Below are 22,567 nucleotides of genomic sequence, written 5' to 3'. Positions count from 1 at the left end.
TCGCCCCACGCCATGTTGCCCGATACAAACCGACTTAAGCACCGAAAAGACTTCAGCGCCGTATACCGCAAGGGAATGCGCCGTAACTCGGCCCATTTCAGCTTAAGAGCTCTGCGTAAACCAAAAAGCGCCGAATTTGCCAAACCGACAGCCGAAAAATCCTTGCAGCCAACTCGCACAGGCATTTCCATCAGCCTGAAAGTCAGCAAACGCGCTGTAGTCCGCAACCGGATTAAGCGTCAGATTCGGGCAGCTTTGCGACAGCTATTGCCCCGATTAAAATTCGGGTGGGATTTAGTAATTGTCGTGCGTCCGATCGCACAAGAGTGCAATTATGCAGAAATTCTGCAAGAATTAGAGCAGTTGTTGGTAGAAGCCGAGGTACTAGATGGGAATTCGAGAGGAAGTATATTATGAAGGCGGCCCCGCGCCCGGAGACTTGATCATCAATTTACTCCTGGGGCTAACAGTCGTCGGCATCCCCCTAGCAGTAGGAGGAATTGTCCGCGCTCTGTGGCTGCGGTATCGGATCACGAGCCGCCGAGTATCCGTAACCAGCGGTTGGATGGGGGGCGATCAGACAGACGTTATCTACTCAGATATAGTCAAAATCGTCACAGTACCTCGCGGTTTCGGGACTTACGGAGACATGGTGCTCACCATGAAAAATGGCAGCCGCTTGGAACTCAGAGCTATGCCAAAATTTCGAGCAATGTATGACTACATTAACGAAAAACTGCCCGCAGCCGCTCAAAAAGCAAACGCGGCTCAAGCTAAATAACCGAACCGCTTCGCCCTCAAATCAGGGTAAAGTGAGTGCGAATATTGGCAAACTCATTACAACAAACCCGCAGACTGGGCGGTCGATCGACGGGCAATGTCCTAAGATAGAGACAAAACCCTAAAAATTGAGGCGGCTCGCCTTCAGCGGGTAAAAATAGTTCTCAACAGCAAACATAGAGCACCTAAATTAACTCAAAGCGAATGGATTTCGGTATCTCGTTTCTCTCCAACAACCTCATGCTCCCGATCCTAGATTTTTTCTACGGGATCGTGCCAAGCTACGGTTTAGCGATCGTAGCTCTGACGCTTGTGATTCGCTTTGCTCTTTATCCTCTCAATGCAGGCTCTCTTCGCAATATGCGGCGCATGAAAGTAGCGCAGCCGTTGATGAAAGAGCGAGTAGATCAAATTCAAAAACTCTATAAAGACAATCCTGCCAAACAGCAGGAGGAAATGAGCAAGGTATACAAAGAATTTGGTAATCCTCTAGCAGGATGCTTTCCGTTGGTGCTGCAAATGCCTGTGCTGTTTGCACTGTTTGCAACGCTCCGGGGTTCGCCGTTTTCTGACATAAATTACAGCGTCAACGTTCAAGTTTTGCCAAAAGAACAAATCGAAACTGTTCAACCGCAAGCTTTTGCTACACCGCCACAAAATATTTACGTCACAGGTACTTTTCATGCTCCTGTTGTGGGGGTAATTCCAGGCGGCGACAAACTCGCAGTCGGCGATACAACCAAGATTAATTTTCAAACCCCAGAGGGCAAACCTCTCAAAGTTTTAGCGACAGAAAATAAGAGCGAAATCGACTTTGAGCCCGGCTGGAAAGTCATCAAAGGCGAAGAAGTGGTAAAGGTAGATGAACAGGGCAACATCACGGCATTAGCGCCCGGTGAAGCCACAGTTCAAGGCACAATCCCCGGATTAGCTAGTAACAAAGGATTCCTGTTTATTGAAGCTCTAGGCCGCGTTGGCGCGATCGACTCAGACGGTACACTCCACTGGGATATTTTGGTGATGATCCTGGGCTTCGGCATCAGTTTGTATATCAACCAAACCCTTTCGGGACAAGCACAAGGGCCAAACGACAACCCCCAACAGGCTACAGTTAACAAACTGACGCCAGTCATATTTTCAGGGATGTTTTTGTTCTTCCCGCTGCCCGCTGGCGTGTTGATGTATATGCTGATTGCTAACATCTTCCAGACAGTTCAAGCGTTTATTTTGTCGCGAGAACCGCTGCCGGAAAACCTACAAAAAATAGTAGACGAAGCAGAGGCGAAAACAAAAAAAGATCAGGGATTAGATGCCCTTCCCTTTGAGCCAAAGCGTGCCAAGAAAAAGGCTTGATTTTAACAACAATGAAAGACTCTCAAATGCAGCGCGGACAGGCATGGTTAGAAGAATTGCTACAACTGTCCGCAATTCCTTCAAAAGTGGTATGCGAACAACAAAAAGATTGCTATTGGATGACAATAGATGAAAGCAATCTGACTCCAGAACAAGTTGCAATCTTAGTCGGGCCAAACGGTAATGTAATAGATGCCATTCAATACCTCTGTAACACGGTTCAGAATATAGGTCAGGAAGTAGAGGAGTCAATTCCTTATACAGTTGAACTAAATGGCTATCGCATCCGCCGCCAAGAGGAATTGCGCTCGATGGCAGAGTACGCAGCAGATCAAGCGCGATCGACCGGAGTTGAAGTTGAAATAAAATCGCTGTCTTCGGCAGAACGCCGTCAAGTCCACAGCTTTTTGAGCGAATGTGAGGACATTGAAACTTACAGTCAAGGGCAAGAACCCGATCGGCGTTTGGTAGTGCGGCTGCGCTGAGGCTAAAGAAGGAAGAAGGAAGAAGGAAGAAGGAAGAAGTTAAAAATTAACTATTCCTTTTGACCTTTGAATTCAAGAAGTAGGAAGGCAAAAGATTATGGAGACAATTTATATCCCTCATCTACTCACAAAAAGTGAGCGAAAAGAGGTCATTGATTTTGAAGAATTTATCCCCGATTTAGAAACTCTTACTCCGGTGCGAGGACGACTGCAAGTAACTCACCAAGGAAATTATCTTGAGGTGAAGGCGAAAGCAGAAACAATTGTTACTCTCACCTGCCACAGATGCTTGAAACAATACAATCATCGTTTGGCACTCAACTCATCGGAACTAATCTGGCTCGAAGAAACAGAAAATCAAACAGATTCAAGTTCAGCAGAAATAGAAGTTGCTTTAGAAGATTTGGTGGAAAATTTGTCCCCAGGTGGCTATTTCTCTCCGGGCGATTGGGTGTACGAGCAAATGTGTTTGGAACTGCCGCACAAACAGATATGCGATACTGAATGTCCGGGAATTTCTTTAACTGATGATGCAAATACAGAAAGCTCAGAAACAGTCTCAGACAGTCGCTGGGCGTCTCTGGAAGCACTTAAACGGCAATTGCCTTAGTCAGTTGACTAATAACTAATGACTATTTTTAGCGACGAGTTTGAACTACTGCTGCGATCGCGCTACCCCCTAATTTACATTCCCACACGGGAAGAAGAGCGCGTAGAAGCGGCGATCGCCCAATGCGCCAAAAAACAGGGTTCTCGCGCTGTCTACATCTGGGATTTTGTTGATGGCTACCAAGGCAATCCCAACGATACCGGTTTTGGCAAGCGCAATCCGCTGCAAGCTTTGGAATTTCTCGAAAAATTGCCCGCCTCCGCGCCGGCAATTTTTATTCTGCGAGACTTTCAGCGGTTTTTGGAAGATGTCTCGATTTCCCGCAAGCTGCGGAATTTGGCGAGACTCCTCAAATCTGTACCCAAAAATATTGTCATCGTATCTCCTCTAATTTCGATCCCGGAAGACCTCAGCGAAGTGATGACGGTTTTGGAGTTTCCCCTGCCTGCGGCGACGGAAATCAAAATTGAGGTAGAAAGGCTATTAGGGGCTACCGGACAAGCTATTGAAGGGCGTTTGCTGGACGAAACAGTGCGCTCATGTCAAGGGCTGTCGCTCGAACGAATCCGCCGAGTTTTGGCAAAGGCGATCGCCACCAGAGGCGAACTCCATCCCGACGACGCGGAACTGATTTTAGAAGAAAAGCGCCAAACAATTCGCCAAACTCAAATTCTGGATTTTTACCCCGCCCGCGAAAATATCTCCGATATCGGCGGTTTGGACAATCTCAAAGAATGGCTGCTGCGGCGCGGCGGTGCTTTTACCGAACGAGCCCGCCAATACGGTTTGCCGCATCCCAGAGGTTTGTTGTTAGTTGGAATTCAAGGAACCGGAAAATCCTTAACAGCAAAGGCGATCGCCCACCACTGGCATTTGCCTTTACTGCGGTTGGATGTCGGGCGCTTGTTTGCCGGATTAGTCGGGGAATCAGAATCCCGCACCAGGCAAATGATTCAGCTAGCGGAAGCTTTGGCCCCCTGCGTGCTGTGGATTGACGAGATTGACAAAGCTTTTGCGGGATTGGACGGTAAAGGGGATTCCGGGACAACCAGCCGGGTGTTCGGAACTTTTATTACTTGGTTGGCCGAAAAAACTTCGCCGGTGTTTGTAGTCGCAACGGCCAACAACATCCAGTCTTTGCCCCCAGAAATGCTCAGAAAAGGCAGGTTTGACGAAATATTTTTTGTCGGTTTGCCCAGCCAGGAGGAACGCCGGGCAATTTTTGAGGTACATTTGTTGCGGTTGCGATCGCACAGCATCAAAAATTACGATTTAGAGCGCTTGGCTTACGAAACTCCCGATTTTTCAGGGGCCGAAATCGAGCAAACTTTGATTGAAGCAATGCACATTGGGTTTAGTCAAAATCGAGACTTTACCACAGATGATATTTTAGAATCAGCTAGTCAGATGGTGCCTTTAGCCAGAACGGCTCAAGAACAAATCCAGTTTCTCCAAGATTGGGCCGCTGCGGGGAAAGCTCGCCTTGCTTCTAGATACGGCAGTCTGAGCCGCCGGATTCAAGGTTAAGCTTTTGAAGTCAGTAGTCAGTAGTTAGTAACCAGTTGTCAGTTGGCAGTTACCAGATTTTACTCAACATTCAGCAGTCAACACTCAACAGTCAACCTTCTTCCCTTTTCCTTCTTCCTTCTTCCCTTTTCCTTTTTCCTTTTTACTTCTTCCTTCTTCCTTCTTCCTTCTTCCTTCATTTGCGGTTTTATGAACAGTGTATATAGCGTTTTCAAATTTTTAGTGGGTTTTCTGCTCGCGATCGTCCTGATGGCAGGTGCTAGCGTGGCTGCTGCACTTTACTTTGCCGCTAAGCTAACTACTGTGCCCGAAAAACCTGTTTTTCCCAACGACAAAACAGCAGTTCAGGTTGCAGGCACTGCGCCGAAGTCAACAGCCCAGGCTAGCCCTGTTTCTACATCAAGCGATGCCCCGTCTCCGAAACCCCTGGAACCGGGAGCTTACCGAGCTCTGGTGACTCAGCCGATCGGCTTAATTCTCCGGGATACTGGTAGCCGAGACTCGAACCGCATTGGCGGGGTTGGTTACAAGGAAAGAGTCGTAGTTTTGGAAGAGTCGCCCGACAAAGAGTGGCAGCGAATTCGGATTGAGGAGGACAATCGCGAAGGTTGGGTCAAAGGTGGCAATACTGAAAAAGTTGAGGGCGAATAAAACTTAGATAGTAATTAGACAACAAATATACTCATCTCATTGTGAGGGCAGCGAAGCAATCGCAGTGTGAAAATTGTTCACCAGCGCCTGGGTTTTTCCTGTCTATTGTTGCCAATAGCGAAATACACATTTATGGCAAAAAGTCAAATTAAATTTATTTACGATATTTGGGATTGCAATTTGATGCGCTGACACTGCAGATGCGATCGCCCCTGCAAAATCCTGAATTTGACATCAAAGCCCAGCAGACAAAAGGTTTCAACAGCTAAAACTCAACAGAAAAACTCGAAAATACATAATCCTAACTTATGTTATTCAGGATAGTATGTTAAGAAACTTAGCAAAATTTTAAGGTTAGTTGCAAAACCCAGGCTGTTGTCCCTGGCGCAGAGGCAAGAGTGGTAGCTTGGATTACAAGATGTAAGTTTTCAGCTTAACAGCTACCAACAATAAAAAATATGTACGACAAACGTCCCGATCGAGATTTGGCGACTGCTGCTGTGACTGCAGCTTTGGGAGCTGGGGTCGTTACCTCTTTTGCGGTGAGCAGAGGACAAAACCCGCTGGTAGCCCTCGCAATTACTGTTTTTGCAGCGGGAGTAGCTGTAATTTGCGATCGGTTCGGCTTAATTTAAGCGATCGTCGATTTTTTAATACAAAGTCAACTTATCAAGAAATCCCCGCCCTATTTGCAGCTAGCAAAAGTGGGGATTTTTAGTGGCTAGTTTTTTGGTTAATCAGCGGTACTTTCCTAAACGCACTCGCCACATGAAGAAGCCGCGTTTCTTAACAAAAAACCTGCGATTTCAGACTTTCTACCAGACAACAAATTAAGGTGATGACAGCCTGCGCCCAAGTCTTGTGGTAATTTCTGCGGCAGCCAGATAAAATATTAGCCAGCACTACCCCACAACTTATTCTCTTTTGGCCTTAAAGGCTAAAACTATGCCTGCCAACTTTTTGGCTGAGTCTCGCCTCTCTAGAAGCAGCGATGCTATCTTGGTTGTTACCTGTAATTATTTTTGACTGTAAATTTTTTAGAAAAACGGGTGCTTCGCGCTTTTCAGGTAGAACTTAGCGTTGATAGAATCCAAGCCAAGCGTGCCAAAAATCATTTTTGGCAGTTTGCTCACACAACCCACCCACAATTTCACACTAAAAAATTATGGAATCTCTTGCTTACCTCGAACTTGCTCTTGTTTGCGAAGCACCCGCAGAGTCGAAAATTTTGGATGAGCCCAAGTGGCAAAACCTATCGAGTCAGACTTACGTCCGTTTGCTGTCTCTGGCTTTGATGCTGTCGGTTTTGAGTGCAGCCGGTGCGGCTTTTGCTCAAATAGATCCGGGATATCCGAATGTGCGAGCGGTTCAAGACAGGTTGCGGGATCTCGGCTATTTTCCCAGATCTTCGACTGGTCAACTCGGCCCGGTTACTCAACAAGCTCTGACTAACTTTCAGCGAGACTATCAACTGTCGCGAACTGGCCGGCCCGATCGAGCTACGGTGATAGCACTCAACAGTTTTGCCAGGGACGATCGACCTTTTAATACTATTTATACAAATTATGGGGAGCTGCGTTTTGGAGACGCAGGTGCAGGTGTTTCTGCTCTCCAGCGCAGGTTGAAGCAGCTAGGCTACTTCAGCGCGCATCCCACAGGGAGTTTTCGGGAAGTGACTCTCAATGCGGTTAGATACTTCCAGCGAATTAATCGACTGCGGGTGACTGGAGTGGCCGATAGGCAAACTTTAGCTTTGCTGTTTGGTTCCACCCGGCCGGTTCCCCCCGTTTCGCTTCCAGGGAATATTTCGGGAAATGGCGGTTGCAAGGGGCTGCGGTTCGGGGACAGAGGGGCGACAGTAGACTTGATCCAGCGGCAATTAAAAGCTTTGGGCTATTTTGAAGGCGGCGTTGACGGTAAGTTTCGGGAACGCACTCTCTACGCTGTGACTCGTTTTCAGCAAGATTACAATCTCGTTTCTGACGGCTGCGCTGATACTGCTACTTTGACTGCTATCGATGCCCAGATGAGGCAAGCTGAAATTTCCTCATGGACTGATGAAAATGACCAACAGAGTAATGCCGGAGATTTTCTGGAGTTGGGCGATAGAGGCCGACAAGTAGAATTTGTGCAGCGGCGACTGCAAGAATTGGGTTATTACAGGAGCCAGATTCACGGTTGGTTCGATCGACCAACTCAGGCAGCTTTGATCCGCTTTCAGAGGGATAGCGGGCTGTTCGGGACTGGAAGGGTCGATCGCAGCACTCGATCGGCTTTGCGGCAAGGTAACAGGCAGGCAGCAGCGCCTGTGCCGCAAATCGCTGCTGGTCTGCGACGGGGCGATACTGGGCCTGCTGTCCGACAACTTCAGTCTTCGCTCAGAAGTCTGGGCAAAAACCCCGGCCCGGTGAACGGAGTATTTGGAGCCGAGACCGAGTTTGCGGTGCTGTCGTTTCAGCAAGAACGCAATTTGTCACCGGCGACGGGTATTGCCACTCCGGCGACTTTGGCTGCGCTCCAAAACGGATTAGCTGGCCGGGTAGCTGTTCCTGCTGTTCCAATTAGCAGCAGTTTCAACTCTCGATCGAGCGTTCAGCAATTACAAAGGCGGCTGCAAGACCTCGGCTTTTACACAGGCTCGATCAGCGGAGTTTTGGATACTCAGACGAGAGACGCCCTCGATCGAGCTCAGCGCAGTTACGGGGTCAGCAGCAACGATTTGTTGAGCCAAACTTTTTAGCCCCAGGCTTGCGGACGCTACATCAAAGAAATCGGGTTTCTGCTTTCCGACTCATTCCTGAAATGATGTATTTTTCTTAAGAAACCCGGTTTCGGCGTAACTGCGATCGCACTTGGGCTACCGATTTTTGTTAAAACTTGTAACAAGTCGTACTTGAAATGCGAAAATAGTGTACTATCACTCGATTGAATCCGGGGCGCTGCTGCCGTTCTGGGCGATCGACCTCGGACAAGACCAATTGCTGGAAACCAAAGAGGGCCATCCCATCCGCAAAGCTTCGTGGCACACCGTATGAATGGTTAGCTGGCAGTCTAGCAGGTGCAACCCAGACTTTTCAGCTTGCTTCATACCAATTTTCAGAATCGAGTCGTTGTTAAATTCGATCGTTCTGTTGCACTGAACGCAGACTAGGTGGTGGTGGTGATGCGGGTAAGGCTGGTTTATTTCATAGTGTTTGTGACCTTCTGCTAGTTCGAGTTCGCGGAGGAGGCTCATCCTTGCCATTAACTTTAAAGTTCGGTAAATGGTGGACAAGCTAATGTTTTCTCCGCGATTTTTTAACAAAGTGTACAAATCCTCCGCACTCAGGTGATTGCCTTTGGGGAGGTTCTGAAACACGTGCAAGATGGTTTCCCGTTGGGGAGTCATCCGCCAGCCTTTGTCATTGAGTTCGGATTTGAATGAGGACGCGGTATAAAGTGCCATAGTGACCCTCTCAAGAAAGTCTGCCTATTGACAATAATACACAACGATCGAGATATTTTGCAAATATCGCAGCTTATTGAAAAAAGATTGAGGAAAAAATTTGGTTTTTGATATTTTTTGACTTTTAACAAGCTTTATGACTGAAAGCATCCAGGATACAAGCCCCCGGATTCATCCGTCCAGAAATAAAAAACCTGTATCGGATGAAACTTGCCCCCCGAATTTATGCGTGGGATCAATGCTTCAATTCTTTAATCTAAAATCTTTAATCTAAAATCTAAAATCGATTGACTTGCTGCAGAGGACAGAGAAGTTGTTTAGAAGTAAATATTGTTACTTCTGCCGAATGCCTCATGCCTTCTGCACAAGTGCCAAATGCCTTGCTCCCTGATTAATCGCGCTGACTGACCGTCCCAATTTAAGTCAGAGACTCCAGATAGTCGCGGACGCGGTTGCGACGCTTAGGTTGGCGGAGTTTTTGCAAAGCTTTGGCTTCAATTTGGCGAACCCGCTCGCGGGACAAGTCGAGGGCGCGACCGATTTCTGCCAGCGAATAGGGGTGTCCGTCACCCAAACCAAAGCGCATCAGAATTACATCTCGCTCGCGGCTGGTCAAATCTGCCAGCAGTTGCTGCAAGTCGCGGTGCAGAGCTTCTCGCATCAGCATTTCTTCTGGGGAGATGCTGTCGGTTTCGAGCAAGTCGCCCAACTCTGTATCTTTTTCGTTGCCCACTTTAGTTTCCAAAGAAACAGAACGGGGGACTCGCAGCAAAACTTCTCTGACTTGGGGCGCCGTCATGTCCAACTCGACAGCGATGTCTTCGATCGTAGCTGTCCGACCTTTTTCTTGAGAAATTTTGCGCTGGGCTTTTTTGATTTTGTTAAGTTTTTCGGTGATGTGGACGGGGAGGCGAATAGTGCGGCTTTGAGTGGCGATAGCCCGCGTAATCCCCTGCCGAATCCACCAGTAGGCATAGGTGCTAAACCGATAGCCCCGCGTCGGGTCAAACTTTTCTACAGCTCGCTCCAGTCCGAGAGTACCTTCTTGTATTAAGTCGAGCAATTCTAAACCGCGATTTTGATATTTTTTCGCCACCGAAACCACCAGGCGCAGGTTCGCCTTAATCATGTGGTCTTTCGCTTCAATGCCTTCGGCTTGAACTCTTTCGATCGCCTCGACAGTCATCTCTGCTAACTCTGCCCACTGGCGCTTGCCTTCGGACATAATTCGCTTGAGTTCTGGCACGTCACCCACGCCGGCCGTTAATGCCCAGCGTTCCAGGGAAGGCTTATGTCCCAACTGTGCCGCTAACCGATCGCGCACTTCAATTAAATGCACGAAGCGCCCAATTAGCCCTTCTTCCTGGGAGGCGACGGTGTTGCGTAATTCCAGCAATTTGATATAGCGCTGAACTTTTTGAGCTTCCGAGACTTCTTCGTCTCTACCCAAGAGACGAACCCGACCTATTTCTTGAAGGTACAGGCGCACTAAATCTGTAGTGCGGCGGCTGGCATTTTTTTGCAATTTTGCTGCTGGGTCTGCATCTTCTGTCTCTGCTGGGTCTTGGTCGAGCAGTTCGTCTCCAGCTTCTTCAGCATCTTCATCCAACACATCACCTTGCAAGGGATTGACTCGCAGTTGTTCGTCGAATTCAGCTTCAGCGTAAAAAGAGGTGGCTGGCATAGTGATTTTCTCAGTTGCTCCGGGTGAAAAGATGCTACGCTTAGCGGTTATTTATAATTAAGATGCCCATTTGGTTAAGACGAAGCATCACCGCTTTGTGTTTCTTTACTAACTTTTCTGACTTTTCTGCTGTTGTTCGATCGAACTTTTGCTGCCCCACTTGTTTTACCAAGATTCTGGAAAACGCTAAGAACTTTCTGATGTAACAGGTTGAAGCCCCGAAAAGTGTGTTGTACTTCTTTGTTTATGTAGCTAGTATAGATAGTGACTGGCTAGAAACAAGTGACGTTAGTCAGAAGTTAAGTTAATCTTCATCACCAATAAGCTGGTTCCCGATCACTTCGGAAAATTAGCCATTTTTTTAATAAAACTTTATATAACTCGGCGCTCTTGATTAAATACGCTGCCGTGAGCGCAGAACTTTAATCCATTACAGCATATGAGCTTCAGAGTTGCTATAGTCCGCAGTACCGAGTTATTGACTGACGCAAAAACCGGGTTTCTTCCTCAAATTTCTGGATTAAAACCTAGAAGTTTGAGCAAGAAACCCGGTTTCGGGATCTCTTTTGCCTAAGTCGCGAATTTGAGGCGGCGATCGACCGATAATTGTTTTGCTGTTGGGTGCTGCTTCCGGCTTAACATCACGCCCCGAACACCAGCATCTGAAACCGGGTTTTTTGCCCAAGGCCTGCATATAAAGCGCAAGTTTTTCCTCGCTGTTACCGGGTTGATCTGGTTTTAGTGAGAATGGTGCGATCGGGCGCGAGTCAACTCAAATTAAAATTGCTAGCGTGGGTAAAGTTTCATTAGTTCCCTCACCTGTTCGGCGTGATAGGAACTGCGAGTTAAGGGAGAAGCGACAACTTGCAAGAATCCCAAAGATTCGCCAAACTTTCTCCAAGCATCAAACTGTTCCGGAGGCACAAAGTTTTCTACGTTCAAGTGCTTTTGAGTCGGTTGCAGGTACTGTCCAACTGTTAAAATATCGCAGCCGACAGCCCGTAAGTCCTGCATCGCCTCCCGAATTTCGGCGTCTGTTTCTCCCAGTCCCACCATGATGCCGGATTTGGTGTAAACCCCAGGTGCGAGTTCGCGACTTCGCTGCAATAGTTCCAAGGTGCGATCGTACTTTCCTTGCGGCCGCACCTTGCGGTAAAGTCGCTTTACGGTTTCGGTATTGTGGTTGAGTACCTCTGGCCGGGCTGCGAGAATGATTTCTAAAGCCTGCCAGTTGCCGCACAAGTCGGGAATCAAAACTTCTATAGTTGTATCGGGCATCGCCGATCGCACTGCTTGAATGCACTCGACAAACTGAGACGCGCCCCCATCCGGCAAATCGTCCCGGTTGACAGAGGTAATCACGACGTGGTTGAGTTTGAGCCGCTGCACCGCTTGCGCTAATCTTTGGGGTTCTGTGGGATCTAAAGGTTGGGGCTTTTTCTCAAAATCGATGTCGCAGTAAGGACAGGCGCGGGTACAAGCCGGGCCCATAATCAAAAATGTCGCAGTACCTGCGTTGAAGCATTCGCCGATGTTCGGACACGACGCCTCCTCGCAAACCGTATTCAGGGATAAATCCCGCAAAATTTCTTTGACGTTGCCGACGCGCTCCCACTGGGGGGCTTTAACTCGCAACCACTGGGGCTTAACTGTCACGTCTGTCTCCGCCTGAGTAGTATTTTACAAATCATTATATACGAGGTTGCTAAATTTTAACTTGAATGTGATAGCCTTAAAATATAGTGACTAATTTCGGGATGTAGCGCAGCTTGGTAGCGCACCTCGTTCGGGACGAGGGGGTCGCAGGTTCAAATCCTGTCATCCCGATTATAAAATTAAATTGGATATGCCCCAGCAAGTGAGTTTGTTTTGGGCGATCGTCCGGCTGTGTATATTTGTGGTTGGGATAAATTAATGGAGCGGGCGATTCCCTACGGGATAGCTGCGCTTCACGGGCGTGTTAATTCCCCTTTGCTAAAAAATCAACTGTAGCGACTGTTTTGACTGAGGGAATTAGAGAATAAGGGGTAAAGAATAAGAGCCTCAATAGAGAATAAAGAGCCAGTCTTTGCGTTCTCACTGTGTGAGAATTGGGGACTGTGTTTAATGAGACGTACTTGCTCAAGGCTGAGAGATTTTGCAAAGGTTTGAAAGCAGAGGCAAGTATAAATACTGCAATAATTATTAAATACAAGTTCATTAAGATTTACATCTTGAGATAGATGTATTAATAGCTGAATGAGCTTATAATAATTATTAATTCCTAACTAATGTATAAAGTCACCCAAAAACCGGAGGATATCCTAATGCAAATAAGTGGCAAAGCCTTCGGCTCCTGCTCTCGGTGCGAAACACTACCAGAAAAAATAGAGGGCAGGGGAGGTCTATACCTGTGGTTTCCAGTATATCACACGCTGACCAAGGTTATTTCGGCACTGGCTAAGGCTAAAGTTGAATTTAAGCTTTTAGAAGAGAGCAAGTGTTTGTACGTTATGCTTGAGGGAATAGCGAGAGAAAATTTTAGCGCCCTAGCATCCTCGGTGCTAACAACTCAAGAGTTGAAAGAGACAAAAGTTTTGTGGATGCGCGAAGTTGAACAGCCAAAACTTAGCGATTTTTATCGCAGCACTTCCTTAGACTCTTTTATTAATTTGAGTAACTCTGATTGGCTGTTAGATTTATTGTCCGAAGAACGCATTACTACACATTTTCAGCCCATTGTTTATACCTCCGATACTTCTAAAATTTTTGCCCACGAAGCGCTGCTCCGAGGAATTGACGAGCAAGGAAACTTAATTTATCCGGGTCGGATTTTTGCCCAAGCAGAATCAGCAGGCCTAATTTTTCAACTAGATGTTTTAGCCCGGACTCGCGCTATCCGGGAAGCCCATGTTTACGATCTCAAAGAATTACTTTTTATTAACTTTTCTCCCACTTCAGTTTACGATCCGGCTACGTGCCTGCGAAGAACAGTACAGGCTATTGATGAAGCGGGAATTCCTCACAGCAATATTGTTTTTGAAGTAGCGGAATCTCAGCATCCTCCTGATATCGATCACTTGATTAATATTCTGAGGTTTTACCGAGAGGCTGGATTTTTAATTGCCCTGGACGATTTCGGCAGCGGTTCTTCTAATTTAAATTTGATGCACCAACTGCGTCCCGATTTTATTAAGTTGGATATGCAATTGATTCGCAACGTCCATCAAGATTATTATAAGGCACTCATTACGGAAAAGATGTTAGAAATTGCTGCTCAATTAGAAATTAAAACTGTTGCTGAAGGTGTGGAAACTTTGGAGGAGTTTGAGTGGGTGCGGGAACGGGGAGCAACTTTTGTTCAAGGTTATTTGATTGCTAAGCCGACTTCTCCGCCGATCGCAGTTACGAGCTATATTGGTGCTGAACCACTACCTATTTCTGCTTAAATGCTTTCCAGTTGCGATTTGGCGCTACATTTTGTTCGTTTCCATGCAGAGCCGGGAGACGCATATCGGGATGCTTTGCCTCCATTAAAATGAGACAAGAATTTGGAGGCAGAGCCTCCCGATATTCATTACCAGGCAGAGCCTGGTAACGAGAATTACTAGCAGCACTTTAGACGCTCAAATTGCGCCGCAGAAAGCTTTCTAAGGATTCCATTCTCATGCCGTAGGTTGATTCCAAGTTTTGTACTTCTTCGGGAGTGCAGAAATACTCGTTACCCAGCAATACCCGCAAAGTTCCTAAGTCTTTTTGAGCTTGAGGATTCAATAAACCCAACGCATTTCTCAAACCGTCAAACACAACCAGCGGCGGGTTGATTACCATCGGTTCGCGATTGAATATGCGTCCAAAAATGCGGGGAATGTCATCCCTTGTCAGCACATCCGGGCCACCGACTCGCAGAATTTGGTTGCGGGCGCCTTCGACGGTTGGCGAGTCTGCTGCAATCTTTGCTAAGTCGTCGGTACTGACAACAGAGGTGCGGTTTTTGCCGTCGCCAATCAGCAGGTAAAGTCCGGTTTCTCGAAATCTTTCTGCTAGGGGTAACAAGCTGGAAGCAAAACCGGCAGGCCGCAAGATTGTATAATTCAATCCGCTGTTTTGCAGGTATTTTTCAACTTCTCGCTTGGCTTTGAATACTGCGGAATCTTCGTATCCTCGATCGACTCCCAGTACCGAAACAAAGACAAAGTGCTGCACTCCGGCTTCTTTGGCGCAGTCGATCAATTCTATGTTAGCGCGGTAGTGTACTGCTTGAACGTCGCCGCCGGTGCCGTGGCTGCTGATGATGTATTGCACTCCTTGGCAGGCTTTTTTAATATCTTTGTCTTGTTTTAAGTCGCCGATAAAAATCTCGGCGCCTCGGTTTTCTAGTTCTGAGTAGCGAGATGCGAGGCGAACGAATGCGCGGACAGGCTTTTCTTGCTGTCTGATTTCTCGTACAATTCGGCGGCCTAGTGCGCCTGTTGCTCCGGTTACTAAGAACATGATTTTTAGTTGTTGGTTGTTATTAACTGGATCGGGACTTACGCATAGGATCGAGAAACCTGGCTTCTTAAATTTATCGTTGCTAAACCTAAGATTTATGGTAGAAACCGGGTTTCTTTTGCCTTAGTTTTATTTATAACTCATAAATCAAATTTCGACAATTACGGGGGCGTGGTCGCTGGGTTTGATTAATTTTCTGGGAGCAATGTCTATTGTACAGTTTTTTGCTTGTTCGTACAGGGGAGGGCTGAGATAATGGTGGTCGATTCTCCAGCCGTTGTTGCGTGGAAATGCGGCGGCGCGGTAGTCCCACCAGCTATAATGACCTCCTTCTGTGGTGAATTTGCGAAAGGGGTCGTTTAATCCTAATTCTATGATTTCTGTTAGTGCGAGGCGTTCGGCAACCGACAAGCCGACAGAGTTAGCATTGGCTTTGGGATTGTGGATATCTCGATCGTCCGGGACGATGTTGAAGTCGCCGCAAATGCACAATTTAGGGGATTTGTCTAGTGCTATTTTGAGGTATTCTTGCAGCAGTTTGAGCCACTTTAGTTTGTACTCATATTTCTCGCTGCCGACTTCGGAACCGTTGGGAACGTATACGCAAATAATGCAAATATCGTCTATAATCCCCGCTATTAGGCGTTTTTGTTCGTCAAAAATACCTGCGGTTTCATCGCCGAGAATGGGGGCAAATCCGGTGCTGATTTGCGTTAGGGGCGATCGGCTGAGAATGGCGACGCCGTTGTAGGATTTTTGACCAGAAATGTAGCAGTTGTAGCCGAGGTTGATGAAGGGTTCTAGAGGGAAGTCTTTGTCTGTGACTTTGGTTTCTTGGAGGCAGAGAACGTCTGGGGAGTTTGTTTGCAACCAGCTAGTAACGTGTTCTATGCGGGTGCGGATTGAGTTGACGTTCCAGGTGGCGATTTTCATTTTTTGTTTGTTATATACTCTCTGATTACTGGCCAGATCGTAAAGTGCGATCGCCCGTTTTGTTTTACTGTTTCAACTAATGACCGTCGTCCTAAAGATTGCATGACTTTCAAGAGTTCTGGCGGTGATAGTTGCAGGTTTTCTGGTATTTTTGAGATGTCGGCTGGTTCGGGGGTATGGGCTAGCCATGCGATCGCCTGTTGTTCGGATGCGGTTAGGCGATCGAAATGCTGGTGCAGGAGTGATTCTAAGTCTCCTAAGAATAGGGTATCATAGGAGAGGAATTCGGAAACGCTACCGCCGAATAAGTCTTGAATCAATGTGGCAACTATATTTAACCATAAGGGATTGCCTCGGTAAAGGTCGATCAGTTTTGACCATTTCTCCGGTTCTGCTAAACATTTTTCTCTGAATATTTCTTGTGCTTCGGGGCCTAAGCCGTTAAGTTGCAGCGATTTGCAGGGGCGGTTTTCGCCTTCTAAGGCGGCTATTTCTCTGGGTTTTTCCCAACTCATGAGGATGAGGCAACTGTTGTGGGATGATTCTGTTATTTGTTTGAAGAATGCGCCGTAATTTTCATATCCAGGTTGGTAATTTCCTGCGAGTTGTTGGCTGCTGAAAATGGTTTGGATATCATCGAGGATGATGAGACAGCGGTGCGATCGTAAATATTCTAGTAGGGGCAATCCCCCCGTGGTTGCCCTTTCTTCGGGAGAGGGAACGGGCACGGGGGCACCGCCCCTACAGAATTTAATTAAGTCGGTTTGGAGTGATGCCAGCGGTGGAGAGTTGCGGAGACTTCGCCAGATGATGCAATCGAATTCGTGTTGAATTTGTGGGATTAGTTGGAGTGTAAGGGCGGTTTTGCCAATACCGGATACAGGGTAAGCTCATCTAATTTGGTATAAATTGTACTTGACAAAAAGGGCAATATATACGATTTGGCATTAGTGATTAGTGGTTATATAATGTTTCTTAATCATTCGTCATGACTGGTGAGGAAAAGTCAATGAAAAAAGGATTTGCTCCTGTTTCGCCAACCCAAAAATCAAAGAAGCAGAATAATCGGACTCAACCAATATCCGTCGAACATTTACAAGCGAGCTTATCAACTTATTTTGATAACATACAAGATCCCAGAGTAGACAGAACCAAACAACACTTACTTAAAGACATTCTCATCATCACCATATTAGCTGTAATCGCCGGAGCCGATGGATGGGAAGACATAGAAAATTACGGACTCAGTAAGCAAGAATGGTTAGAGGAATTTTTAGAATTACCCAATGGAATTCCGAGCGATGACACATTCCGCCCTTGTATTTGAAAAGTTAGACCCTAAAATATTAGAAGAGAAGTTATCCCAATGGCTTCAAAAAATTATGGGTTCAGTTTCATCAGAAATTATCCCAATAGATGGAAAAAGTTTACGAGGCTCTTATGACAGAGAAAAAGGTTTAAAAAACCTACATTTAGTGACAGCTTGGGCGAGTGAACAGCGTTTGGTACTCGGACAAGTCAAAGTGGAAGACCATTCTAATGAAATCACAGCTATCCCTGCCTTGCTAGAATTAATCGACATTACGGGAGCGATTATCACCATTGATGCGATGGGAACTCAAACCGAAATTGTGCGACTTATTCGTCAGAAAAGAGCGGATTATGTCCTGGCATTAAAAAGCAATCATCCTACTCTTTATAATCAAGTAAAAGACTGGTTTAATATCGCAAGAACTCAGAAATTCATGGGAATTGAAGTGAGCTATGATTCCCGAACCGAAAAGGAACATCATCGCATCGAAACCAGAAAAGTCTGGGCGGTATCAGTTGCATCTTTAGGAGGACTTTATAAGCAAGAACAATGGGCAGGTCTTCGGACTATTGTGATGGTCGAAAGAATCCGTCATCTTTGGAATAAAACCACTCGTGAAGTGCATTTTTACTTAAGTTCGTTACCAGTAGATGCACCGATTAATGGTCGTGTTATTCGTCAACATTGGAGCATTGAGAACCAAATGCATTGGAGTTTAGATGTTACTTTTAATGAAGATAAATGTCGTATTCGTTCGTTAAACAGCCCTCAGAATTTTGCTCTAGTAAGACGGATGGCACTTAATGCTGTCAATCAAGAAACAACTCTCAAACGTAGCTTGCGACAAAAAAGAAAACGGGCTGCGATGAATAATGACTATATGATGCAAATTCTCAAGTGCTTTTGTCAAGCATGATTGAGATGCTCTTACCCTGATACCGGATAAGCCTAAAATGGTGATGAGGCGGGTGCGGCCTAAAATCCAGTTTTCGAGGGTGGTGAGTTCGGATGTGCGTGAACAATTTGAGAACCAAAGGCCAAAAATGATACAAGAGTGCTATGCAAAAGGTGGTGATAGTCTAATTTGTGATCCATAAGGTACTGGTAAACCTGATTGCGATTATTTTCATTTTAGATGTTATCATCTCAATAGCGTAAAGCTAACTGAACTAATTTGGGGAATTATAAACTAATTGTAGTATTGAAAACTACGCTCTCTTTCGGAAAATTAGTTCAATGGAGACAGGATAGAAAATAGCAGTCCTATAGAATACTAAGGGGAATACAAGATGGCTAGAGATATAGAAGCAATACAAACTATGTACAAGGGAGTGAGATTCAGATCTAAATTAGAGGCTCAATGGGCAGTCTTCTGGGATGAGCTAGGAGTGAAATGGGAGTACGAACCACTGACGTTTAAGTTTCCAGATGGAAATCAATATACACCTGATTTTTGGATATCTGATTTAGCTTTATGGGTCGAGATTAAGCCTAATGCAAAAATTGCACGCGAAGAGAAAGCAGAGTTGAAATGTTTACAATTAGCTGGTGAAACTGGCGACCTAGTATACTTAGACCAGGGTGGATTCGCTTGGCCTATTTCTGATGATGCGAAAGACATATTGGTTCTAGGGTATGGCTGGACATACTCAGTTCTTTTTTTGGCTTGCACAGGTTCTTTAGGTCAAGAAGATTCTATAATATATGATTCAGAGAACCATTATTGGGCAACCTGTCGTGAATGCGGAAAAATAGGGATTTCTAGTACGATAATGTCATCATCTTTATTTAGGAATGATATTTTCTCATGTGAGTGCTATACCCGGCATCATTTCCTACATAGCAATTCTGAAATAGTAATGAAAGCATACGATAAAGCATTAAGATATTGGAGCTAAAAAAAAACAAAATTTCCTATCATAGCTATATAGATAAATTTCTCACTGTTAAAGCTAACCTAATGATTATTTAATCAAAAAACTGTTTTTAGGGAAAGGCGATCGCCCTTACATCCCAAATTGTCCAAAAGCGCGATCGCCCCTACATGAATTATTCAAGCTAACTCCGACACACTCAGCCGCCCTTCTACGGGTTCATACTCATCCTCTAAAAGCCAATACTGCGCCTCATCATAACTCTGACTAGAAAACACAACTTTATAACCCTCAGCCGGATCGTATATCCGACAATTTCCCTCAGCGTCACTTAGTAACAAAAGCAGATAAGGCGGTGAAAGATTTGGATCGATCCATACCTCTGTAAATTCCCAGTTATTCTTCACTAAATCGGCTTCGAGGCGTAACGTGGTATCGGTTTTCTGCATCAACTTTTATCTCTCCGTAGTAAAGTAAAAGACGGCTACGCTCCGGGTCAACTCTATAACCAATTGATTAAGCAAAAAACATACCATAACGATCGTAGCCCCGAATCGTACCTGTAAATTCTCCATCTTCTATTATGGCTTGATCTACCTGATTCATAGTAGCCTCATCGTTAAAAATATGAGCAGCACGTCCTTTATTAAGCAGTCTTCTCATTTGTGGCGTGTCTGGCAAGTGTTTAGCAATGTGCCTGCTGTCAAGGGTGATTTGGCGATTAATTCCACTCATTAATTAATTACTGAGCATACCAGTATGATTAATTAAATCATGCGATCGCCCTTACATCCCAAATTGTCAAAAAGCCTGTAGACGTAACCAGCCGCAGGCAATGGGCGCAGCATCGCTATGTCTGTAGCAAATCCCCATCAGTCAAAAGTTGACACTAGGAAATATCGCTCTAAAAAATACTTGACAGTGAAAATCTGGCGGTGTAGTATAGAAGTAGTGCATAGAATGAAAAACATGAGACTAAAAAGTTGGGAGTCTCCTCGCAGCGAGGGTAGAAACTCCAAAGGTAAAGGCGGCTCAGCCAGGGCTCGGCAACTCAAAAAGCAACAGCAAACTCTGCGAAAACAGTTAAAAGCTCAACACGATCGACAAAACCACCAACAAAACCACCAACAAAACCATCAAGGGAAGGAAACCGATAATTCCTTCCCTTTTTTTGTATCTTTCTGCTGCTCAATCCCGCTGAATGTTCGGACAAATCGTGCGAGTAATGCTCGCCTGCGAGGGTTGCTCTTGCCAGCAGTTGAGAATGCCTTGCAACTCCCTTTTCAAAGTTTCTAAGGCTGCAATTTGCACGGAAATTTCCTCTACCTTAGCCGTTAGATGCTGCTTCGCTTCAGAGCAAGGCAACTCCCCCCGATCGCGAACTTGTAAAATATCCTTAATCTCCTGAAGGCTCAAACCCAGAGTCTGAGATCGTTTAATAAACGCCAACCTGTTAAATACCGTTTCGCCAAACAAGCGATAACCAGCGGGCGATCGCTTTACCGCAGGAGACAGCAAGCCCATCTCCTCATAGTAACGAACAGTTTTCACCGACAAACCACTACAGGCAGCTACAGAGCCAATTTTGTACAGTTTCTCGGCAACAGAAATATTCATAAACCAAGCATCCAAGATCGAAAGACTTTCTTGCCCTATCTTTTAGTGCCTCAGATCCAGGGAGTCGATCGGCACATCGCCCAGTCACCATTGCCCCGTAATCTTAATAAGGAGGATTTTTTTTAGACACATTAAGCACGGGCAACTGAGGTCTAGAAGACTGAGGAGGAAGATAGTATTCGGGAGCAGGTGCGGGTTGTTCGGCTCCAGAGCGGTAAGATTGCCACCAGCGGAGAGCCATCGCCACCCCAGCGGTGCCAAGCCCAAAAGCCAATAAAGAGCCACTCGCACCGATGCTGCCGATGGCTGCATCGACAACGCCCACTGTCACAACAAAGCTGGTAATTGGTTCTCTACGGTAAGCTGACCTCAAAAGTCGCGTCCACGAAGCATTCATTTGGTTTTACTCTGTTCTATATTTATTTACAAGCTCTAAAACTTAGAGTTGGCGGAACGATCGGGATTTCTAGCTCAAAGACTAGCTTCACCTAAATTAATCTTCTCGCCTGTGGGGAATTGTACGGGAGCGAGGCAAAATTGCCAAGCTTGTCAAATCAAAATTCCACCCCATATACACCTCCAAAAGCCGGCTATTGCATTCGGGAACAGATCTCTCTCGGCAGAAAAGTCGCTGGGCTTCTTTGTAATTAATATTTTAATCAATTCCCGAATGTGTCGCGGTCAGCAGAAGTCACACCCGCTGCCGGAAGAGTCAAGACAAAGTGTAACGCTGACCGCGCCGTTGCTAAAATTAGTTGAGACCTAACCAGGACAGCAAGCCCTGGCCTGTGACATACTCGATAATTAAAGTTAAAGAAAAACCGATCATCGCGGCTCGACCGTTAAGGCGTTCCGCGTAGCTGTTGAAACCAAACTTTGGCTGTTCCAGTTTGGGAGTAACGGTGGGTTGTAGTTGTGTCATTGCTTTGGGTACCTGGCGATCGACGCTATTCAAATGTGAAATCCAATGTTAGTTACAAATCTTAAACATTGCTACTTCTATTATAAAGAGGGTTAACCGCCGTCAACCGTCCCCGAAGAGAAAAAACTGCTGCCAAGTAATGCCAATTAATTATACCCGCTCAAAATATGACTAATCAGTTAGATAACGATAAGCTTCCTGTCGCCGTACAGCGAGTAGCCTTTGCCCTTCGTACAACAGGCTGGGTTTGCTTCTGGGTACAGGTAGTGCTAGGGGTGGTAGCGGCGATCATTTTGCTCTTTGCCATCCCCTTCGCCATCCCCAGGGCTACCGCCGCTGCGGGTTCAACGAGTGCCGGCACGGGCGGCGGCGTATTTTTTGCCATTTGCGGGCTGGCCGTACTCGCTTACAGCGTATATCGCTCTTTCCGCTTCACCCGCTTGTCGAGACAACTGCGATCGCCCGCTAACGCTGTCCGTCCCAAAAAAGCAGACACCATCAAAGAAGTGCGGCTGGCACTTTGGAGCAACTTATCGGGAATGGTACTGACGCTGATCGGCGCAGAAGCCATCAGCGGCACGCTTTTAGCCAAATCTCTAGCTCAACCGCAAGCCTTGTTCGGTGCCGCAGTTGATTTGGGCCGATTTATTCAGCCCCTAGATATATTTGTGGTACTCGCCAATACTCACGCCACTGTTGCCCATTTTGTCGGGATTTTCGGGGCTCTTTTTTTGCTCGATCGCATCCACAAACAATAGTTATTGGTGAGGGGCAACCGATGCCCGATGCCCGATGCCCGATGCCCGATGCCCGATGCCCAATGCCCGATGCCCGATGCCCGATGCCCGATGCCCCACTCTCCCACTCTCCCCCAACCCACATCCGGAATCACTGCCAACCT

General features: G+C 46.3%; 22 protein-coding genes, 1 tRNA gene and 3 pseudogenes. 14 read left to right on the top strand and 12 right to left on the bottom strand.

Annotated features, from left to right (window positions below; translation table 11 throughout):
- Nucleotides 1–12: 12 nt before the first annotated feature.
- The 9 genes from rnpA (at nt 13) to QUB33_RS00595 (ending at nt 8,146) form a co-directional block, all read left to right on the top strand.
- Nucleotides 13–417: a ribonuclease P protein component gene (gene rnpA / locus QUB33_RS00635; RefSeq protein ID WP_190656771.1), complete on the top strand. Its 405-nt coding sequence runs from the start codon at nt 13–15 to the stop codon at nt 415–417.
- A complete protein-coding gene (locus QUB33_RS00630; protein ID WP_190656769.1) occupies nt 389–781 on the top strand; it encodes a PH domain-containing protein in 393 nt (130 codons plus the stop codon). Before rnpA ends, QUB33_RS00630 begins: the two co-directional genes overlap by 29 nt.
- 203 nt (nt 782–984) lie before the next feature.
- Nucleotides 985–2,133 (top strand): membrane protein insertase YidC, encoded by a 1,149-nt coding sequence (gene yidC / locus QUB33_RS00625; protein ID WP_190656768.1) that lies wholly within the window; start codon nt 985–987, stop codon nt 2,131–2,133.
- Nucleotides 2,134–2,144: 11 nt separating this feature from the next.
- Nucleotides 2,145–2,618, top strand: a complete 474-nt coding sequence (locus QUB33_RS00620; RefSeq protein WP_333039170.1) for a R3H domain-containing nucleic acid-binding protein — start codon at nt 2,145–2,147, stop codon at nt 2,616–2,618.
- A gap of 97 nt (nt 2,619–2,715) precedes the next feature.
- Complete coding sequence (locus QUB33_RS00615; RefSeq protein ID WP_333345906.1) at nt 2,716–3,228, top strand: YceD family protein; 513 nt, start codon at nt 2,716–2,718, stop codon at nt 3,226–3,228.
- Nucleotides 3,229–3,246: 18 nt separating this feature from the next.
- Nucleotides 3,247–4,755, top strand: a complete 1,509-nt coding sequence (locus tag QUB33_RS00610; protein WP_333283001.1) for an AAA family ATPase — start codon at nt 3,247–3,249, stop codon at nt 4,753–4,755.
- A gap of 189 nt (nt 4,756–4,944) precedes the next feature.
- A complete protein-coding gene (locus QUB33_RS00605; protein WP_333345901.1) occupies nt 4,945–5,406 on the top strand; it encodes an SH3 domain-containing protein in 462 nt (153 codons plus the stop codon).
- Between the two features lie 458 nt (nt 5,407–5,864).
- Nucleotides 5,865–6,041, top strand: a complete 177-nt coding sequence (locus QUB33_RS00600; protein ID WP_293253839.1) for a hypothetical protein — start codon at nt 5,865–5,867, stop codon at nt 6,039–6,041.
- Between the two features lie 530 nt (nt 6,042–6,571).
- Nucleotides 6,572–8,146 (top strand): peptidoglycan-binding protein, encoded by a 1,575-nt coding sequence (locus QUB33_RS00595; RefSeq protein WP_333345898.1) that lies wholly within the window; start codon nt 6,572–6,574, stop codon nt 8,144–8,146.
- Between the two features lie 177 nt (nt 8,147–8,323).
- Here QUB33_RS00595 and QUB33_RS00590 read toward each other — a convergent pair whose 3' ends face one another.
- From QUB33_RS00590 to lipA, 4 genes and pseudogenes are all read right to left on the bottom strand, one after another.
- Nucleotides 8,324–8,851, bottom strand: coding sequence for a transcriptional repressor (locus tag QUB33_RS00590; protein WP_006632310.1), 528 nt, complete (start codon nt 8,849–8,851; stop codon nt 8,324–8,326).
- Between the two features lie 418 nt (nt 8,852–9,269).
- Entirely contained in the window at nt 9,270–10,535 is a 1,266-nt protein-coding gene (gene sigC, locus QUB33_RS00585) for an RNA polymerase sigma factor SigC (protein WP_333345895.1), read from the bottom strand.
- Nucleotides 10,536–11,055: 520 nt separating this feature from the next.
- The gene (locus tag QUB33_RS00580) at nt 11,056–11,229 is read right to left on the bottom strand and encodes a hypothetical protein (protein WP_333345892.1); all 174 of its coding nucleotides are present in this window, start codon (nt 11,227–11,229) and stop codon (nt 11,056–11,058) included.
- A 92-nt stretch (nt 11,230–11,321) separates the two neighbouring features.
- Nucleotides 11,322–12,197, bottom strand: a pseudogene (gene lipA / locus QUB33_RS00575) (lipoyl synthase); the annotation flags it as partial.
- 91 nt (nt 12,198–12,288) lie between these two features.
- Between lipA and QUB33_RS00570 the strand changes: the two are divergent.
- Nucleotides 12,289–12,362: transfer RNA gene (locus QUB33_RS00570), tRNA-Pro, on the top strand.
- A gap of 443 nt (nt 12,363–12,805) precedes the next feature.
- On the top strand, nt 12,806–13,963 hold the full coding sequence (locus tag QUB33_RS00565; RefSeq protein WP_333345889.1) for an EAL domain-containing protein: 1,158 nt from the start codon (nt 12,806–12,808) through the stop codon (nt 13,961–13,963).
- Nucleotides 13,964–14,132: 169 nt separating this feature from the next.
- On the opposite strand, the gene QUB33_RS00560 is transcribed toward QUB33_RS00565, so the two are convergent.
- The 3 genes from QUB33_RS00560 to QUB33_RS00550 all read right to left on the bottom strand — a co-directional run bounded on the left by QUB33_RS00560 (nt 14,133) and on the right by QUB33_RS00550 (nt 16,669).
- On the bottom strand, nt 14,133–15,008 hold the full coding sequence (locus QUB33_RS00560) for an SDR family oxidoreductase (RefSeq protein ID WP_333345886.1): 876 nt from the start codon (nt 15,006–15,008) through the stop codon (nt 14,133–14,135).
- 147 nt (nt 15,009–15,155) lie between these two features.
- Nucleotides 15,156–15,941 (bottom strand): exodeoxyribonuclease III, encoded by a 786-nt coding sequence (gene xth, locus QUB33_RS00555; RefSeq protein ID WP_333345883.1) that lies wholly within the window; start codon nt 15,939–15,941, stop codon nt 15,156–15,158.
- Entirely contained in the window at nt 15,938–16,669 is a 732-nt protein-coding gene (locus QUB33_RS00550) for a hypothetical protein (RefSeq protein WP_333345880.1), read from the bottom strand. The genes xth and QUB33_RS00550 overlap by 4 nt, the downstream gene beginning before the upstream one ends.
- A 281-nt stretch (nt 16,670–16,950) precedes the next feature.
- On the opposite strand from QUB33_RS00550, the pseudogene QUB33_RS00545 reads away from it, so the two are divergent.
- Together QUB33_RS00545 and QUB33_RS00540 are read left to right on the top strand one after the other, a co-directional pair.
- Nucleotides 16,951–18,169, top strand: a pseudogene (locus tag QUB33_RS00545) (ISAs1 family transposase).
- 373 nt (nt 18,170–18,542) lie between these two features.
- A complete protein-coding gene (locus tag QUB33_RS00540; RefSeq protein WP_333345877.1) occupies nt 18,543–19,151 on the top strand; it encodes a hypothetical protein in 609 nt (202 codons plus the stop codon).
- A gap of 155 nt (nt 19,152–19,306) precedes the next feature.
- On the opposite strand, the gene QUB33_RS00535 is transcribed toward QUB33_RS00540, so the two are convergent.
- From QUB33_RS00535 to QUB33_RS00520, 5 genes and pseudogenes are all read right to left on the bottom strand, one after another.
- Entirely contained in the window at nt 19,307–19,576 is a 270-nt protein-coding gene (locus QUB33_RS00535; RefSeq protein ID WP_332953703.1) for a hypothetical protein, read from the bottom strand.
- Nucleotides 19,524–19,790, bottom strand: a pseudogene (locus tag QUB33_RS29595) (DUF6972 family protein). The gene QUB33_RS00535 and the pseudogene QUB33_RS29595 overlap by 53 nt, the downstream one beginning before the upstream one ends.
- Nucleotides 19,791–20,315: 525 nt before the next feature.
- A complete protein-coding gene (locus QUB33_RS00530) occupies nt 20,316–20,744 on the bottom strand; it encodes a heavy metal-responsive transcriptional regulator (protein ID WP_006632299.1) in 429 nt (142 codons plus the stop codon).
- A gap of 103 nt (nt 20,745–20,847) precedes the next feature.
- Nucleotides 20,848–21,141 carry a hypothetical protein gene (locus QUB33_RS00525; protein WP_333345873.1) on the bottom strand — a complete coding sequence of 98 codons (294 nt, stop codon included), beginning with the start codon at nt 21,139–21,141 and terminating at the stop codon, nt 20,848–20,850.
- 354 nt (nt 21,142–21,495) lie between these two features.
- Nucleotides 21,496–21,666: a hypothetical protein gene (locus QUB33_RS00520; RefSeq protein WP_172186391.1), complete on the bottom strand. Its 171-nt coding sequence runs from the start codon at nt 21,664–21,666 to the stop codon at nt 21,496–21,498.
- 167 nt (nt 21,667–21,833) lie between these two features.
- Between QUB33_RS00520 and QUB33_RS00515 the strand changes: the two genes are divergently transcribed.
- Nucleotides 21,834–22,424, top strand: coding sequence for a DUF3611 family protein (locus QUB33_RS00515; RefSeq protein ID WP_333218585.1), 591 nt, complete (start codon nt 21,834–21,836; stop codon nt 22,422–22,424).
- The last annotated feature ends 143 nt before the right edge of the window (nt 22,425–22,567 follow it).

The sequence above is a fragment of the Microcoleus sp. B3-A4 genome, from assembly GCF_036705385.1.
Lineage (GTDB): Bacteria > Cyanobacteriota > Cyanobacteriia > Cyanobacteriales > Microcoleaceae > Microcoleus.
Note: the sequence above shows the minus strand (reverse complement) of the source record. Positions and strands in the feature narration are given on the sequence as shown.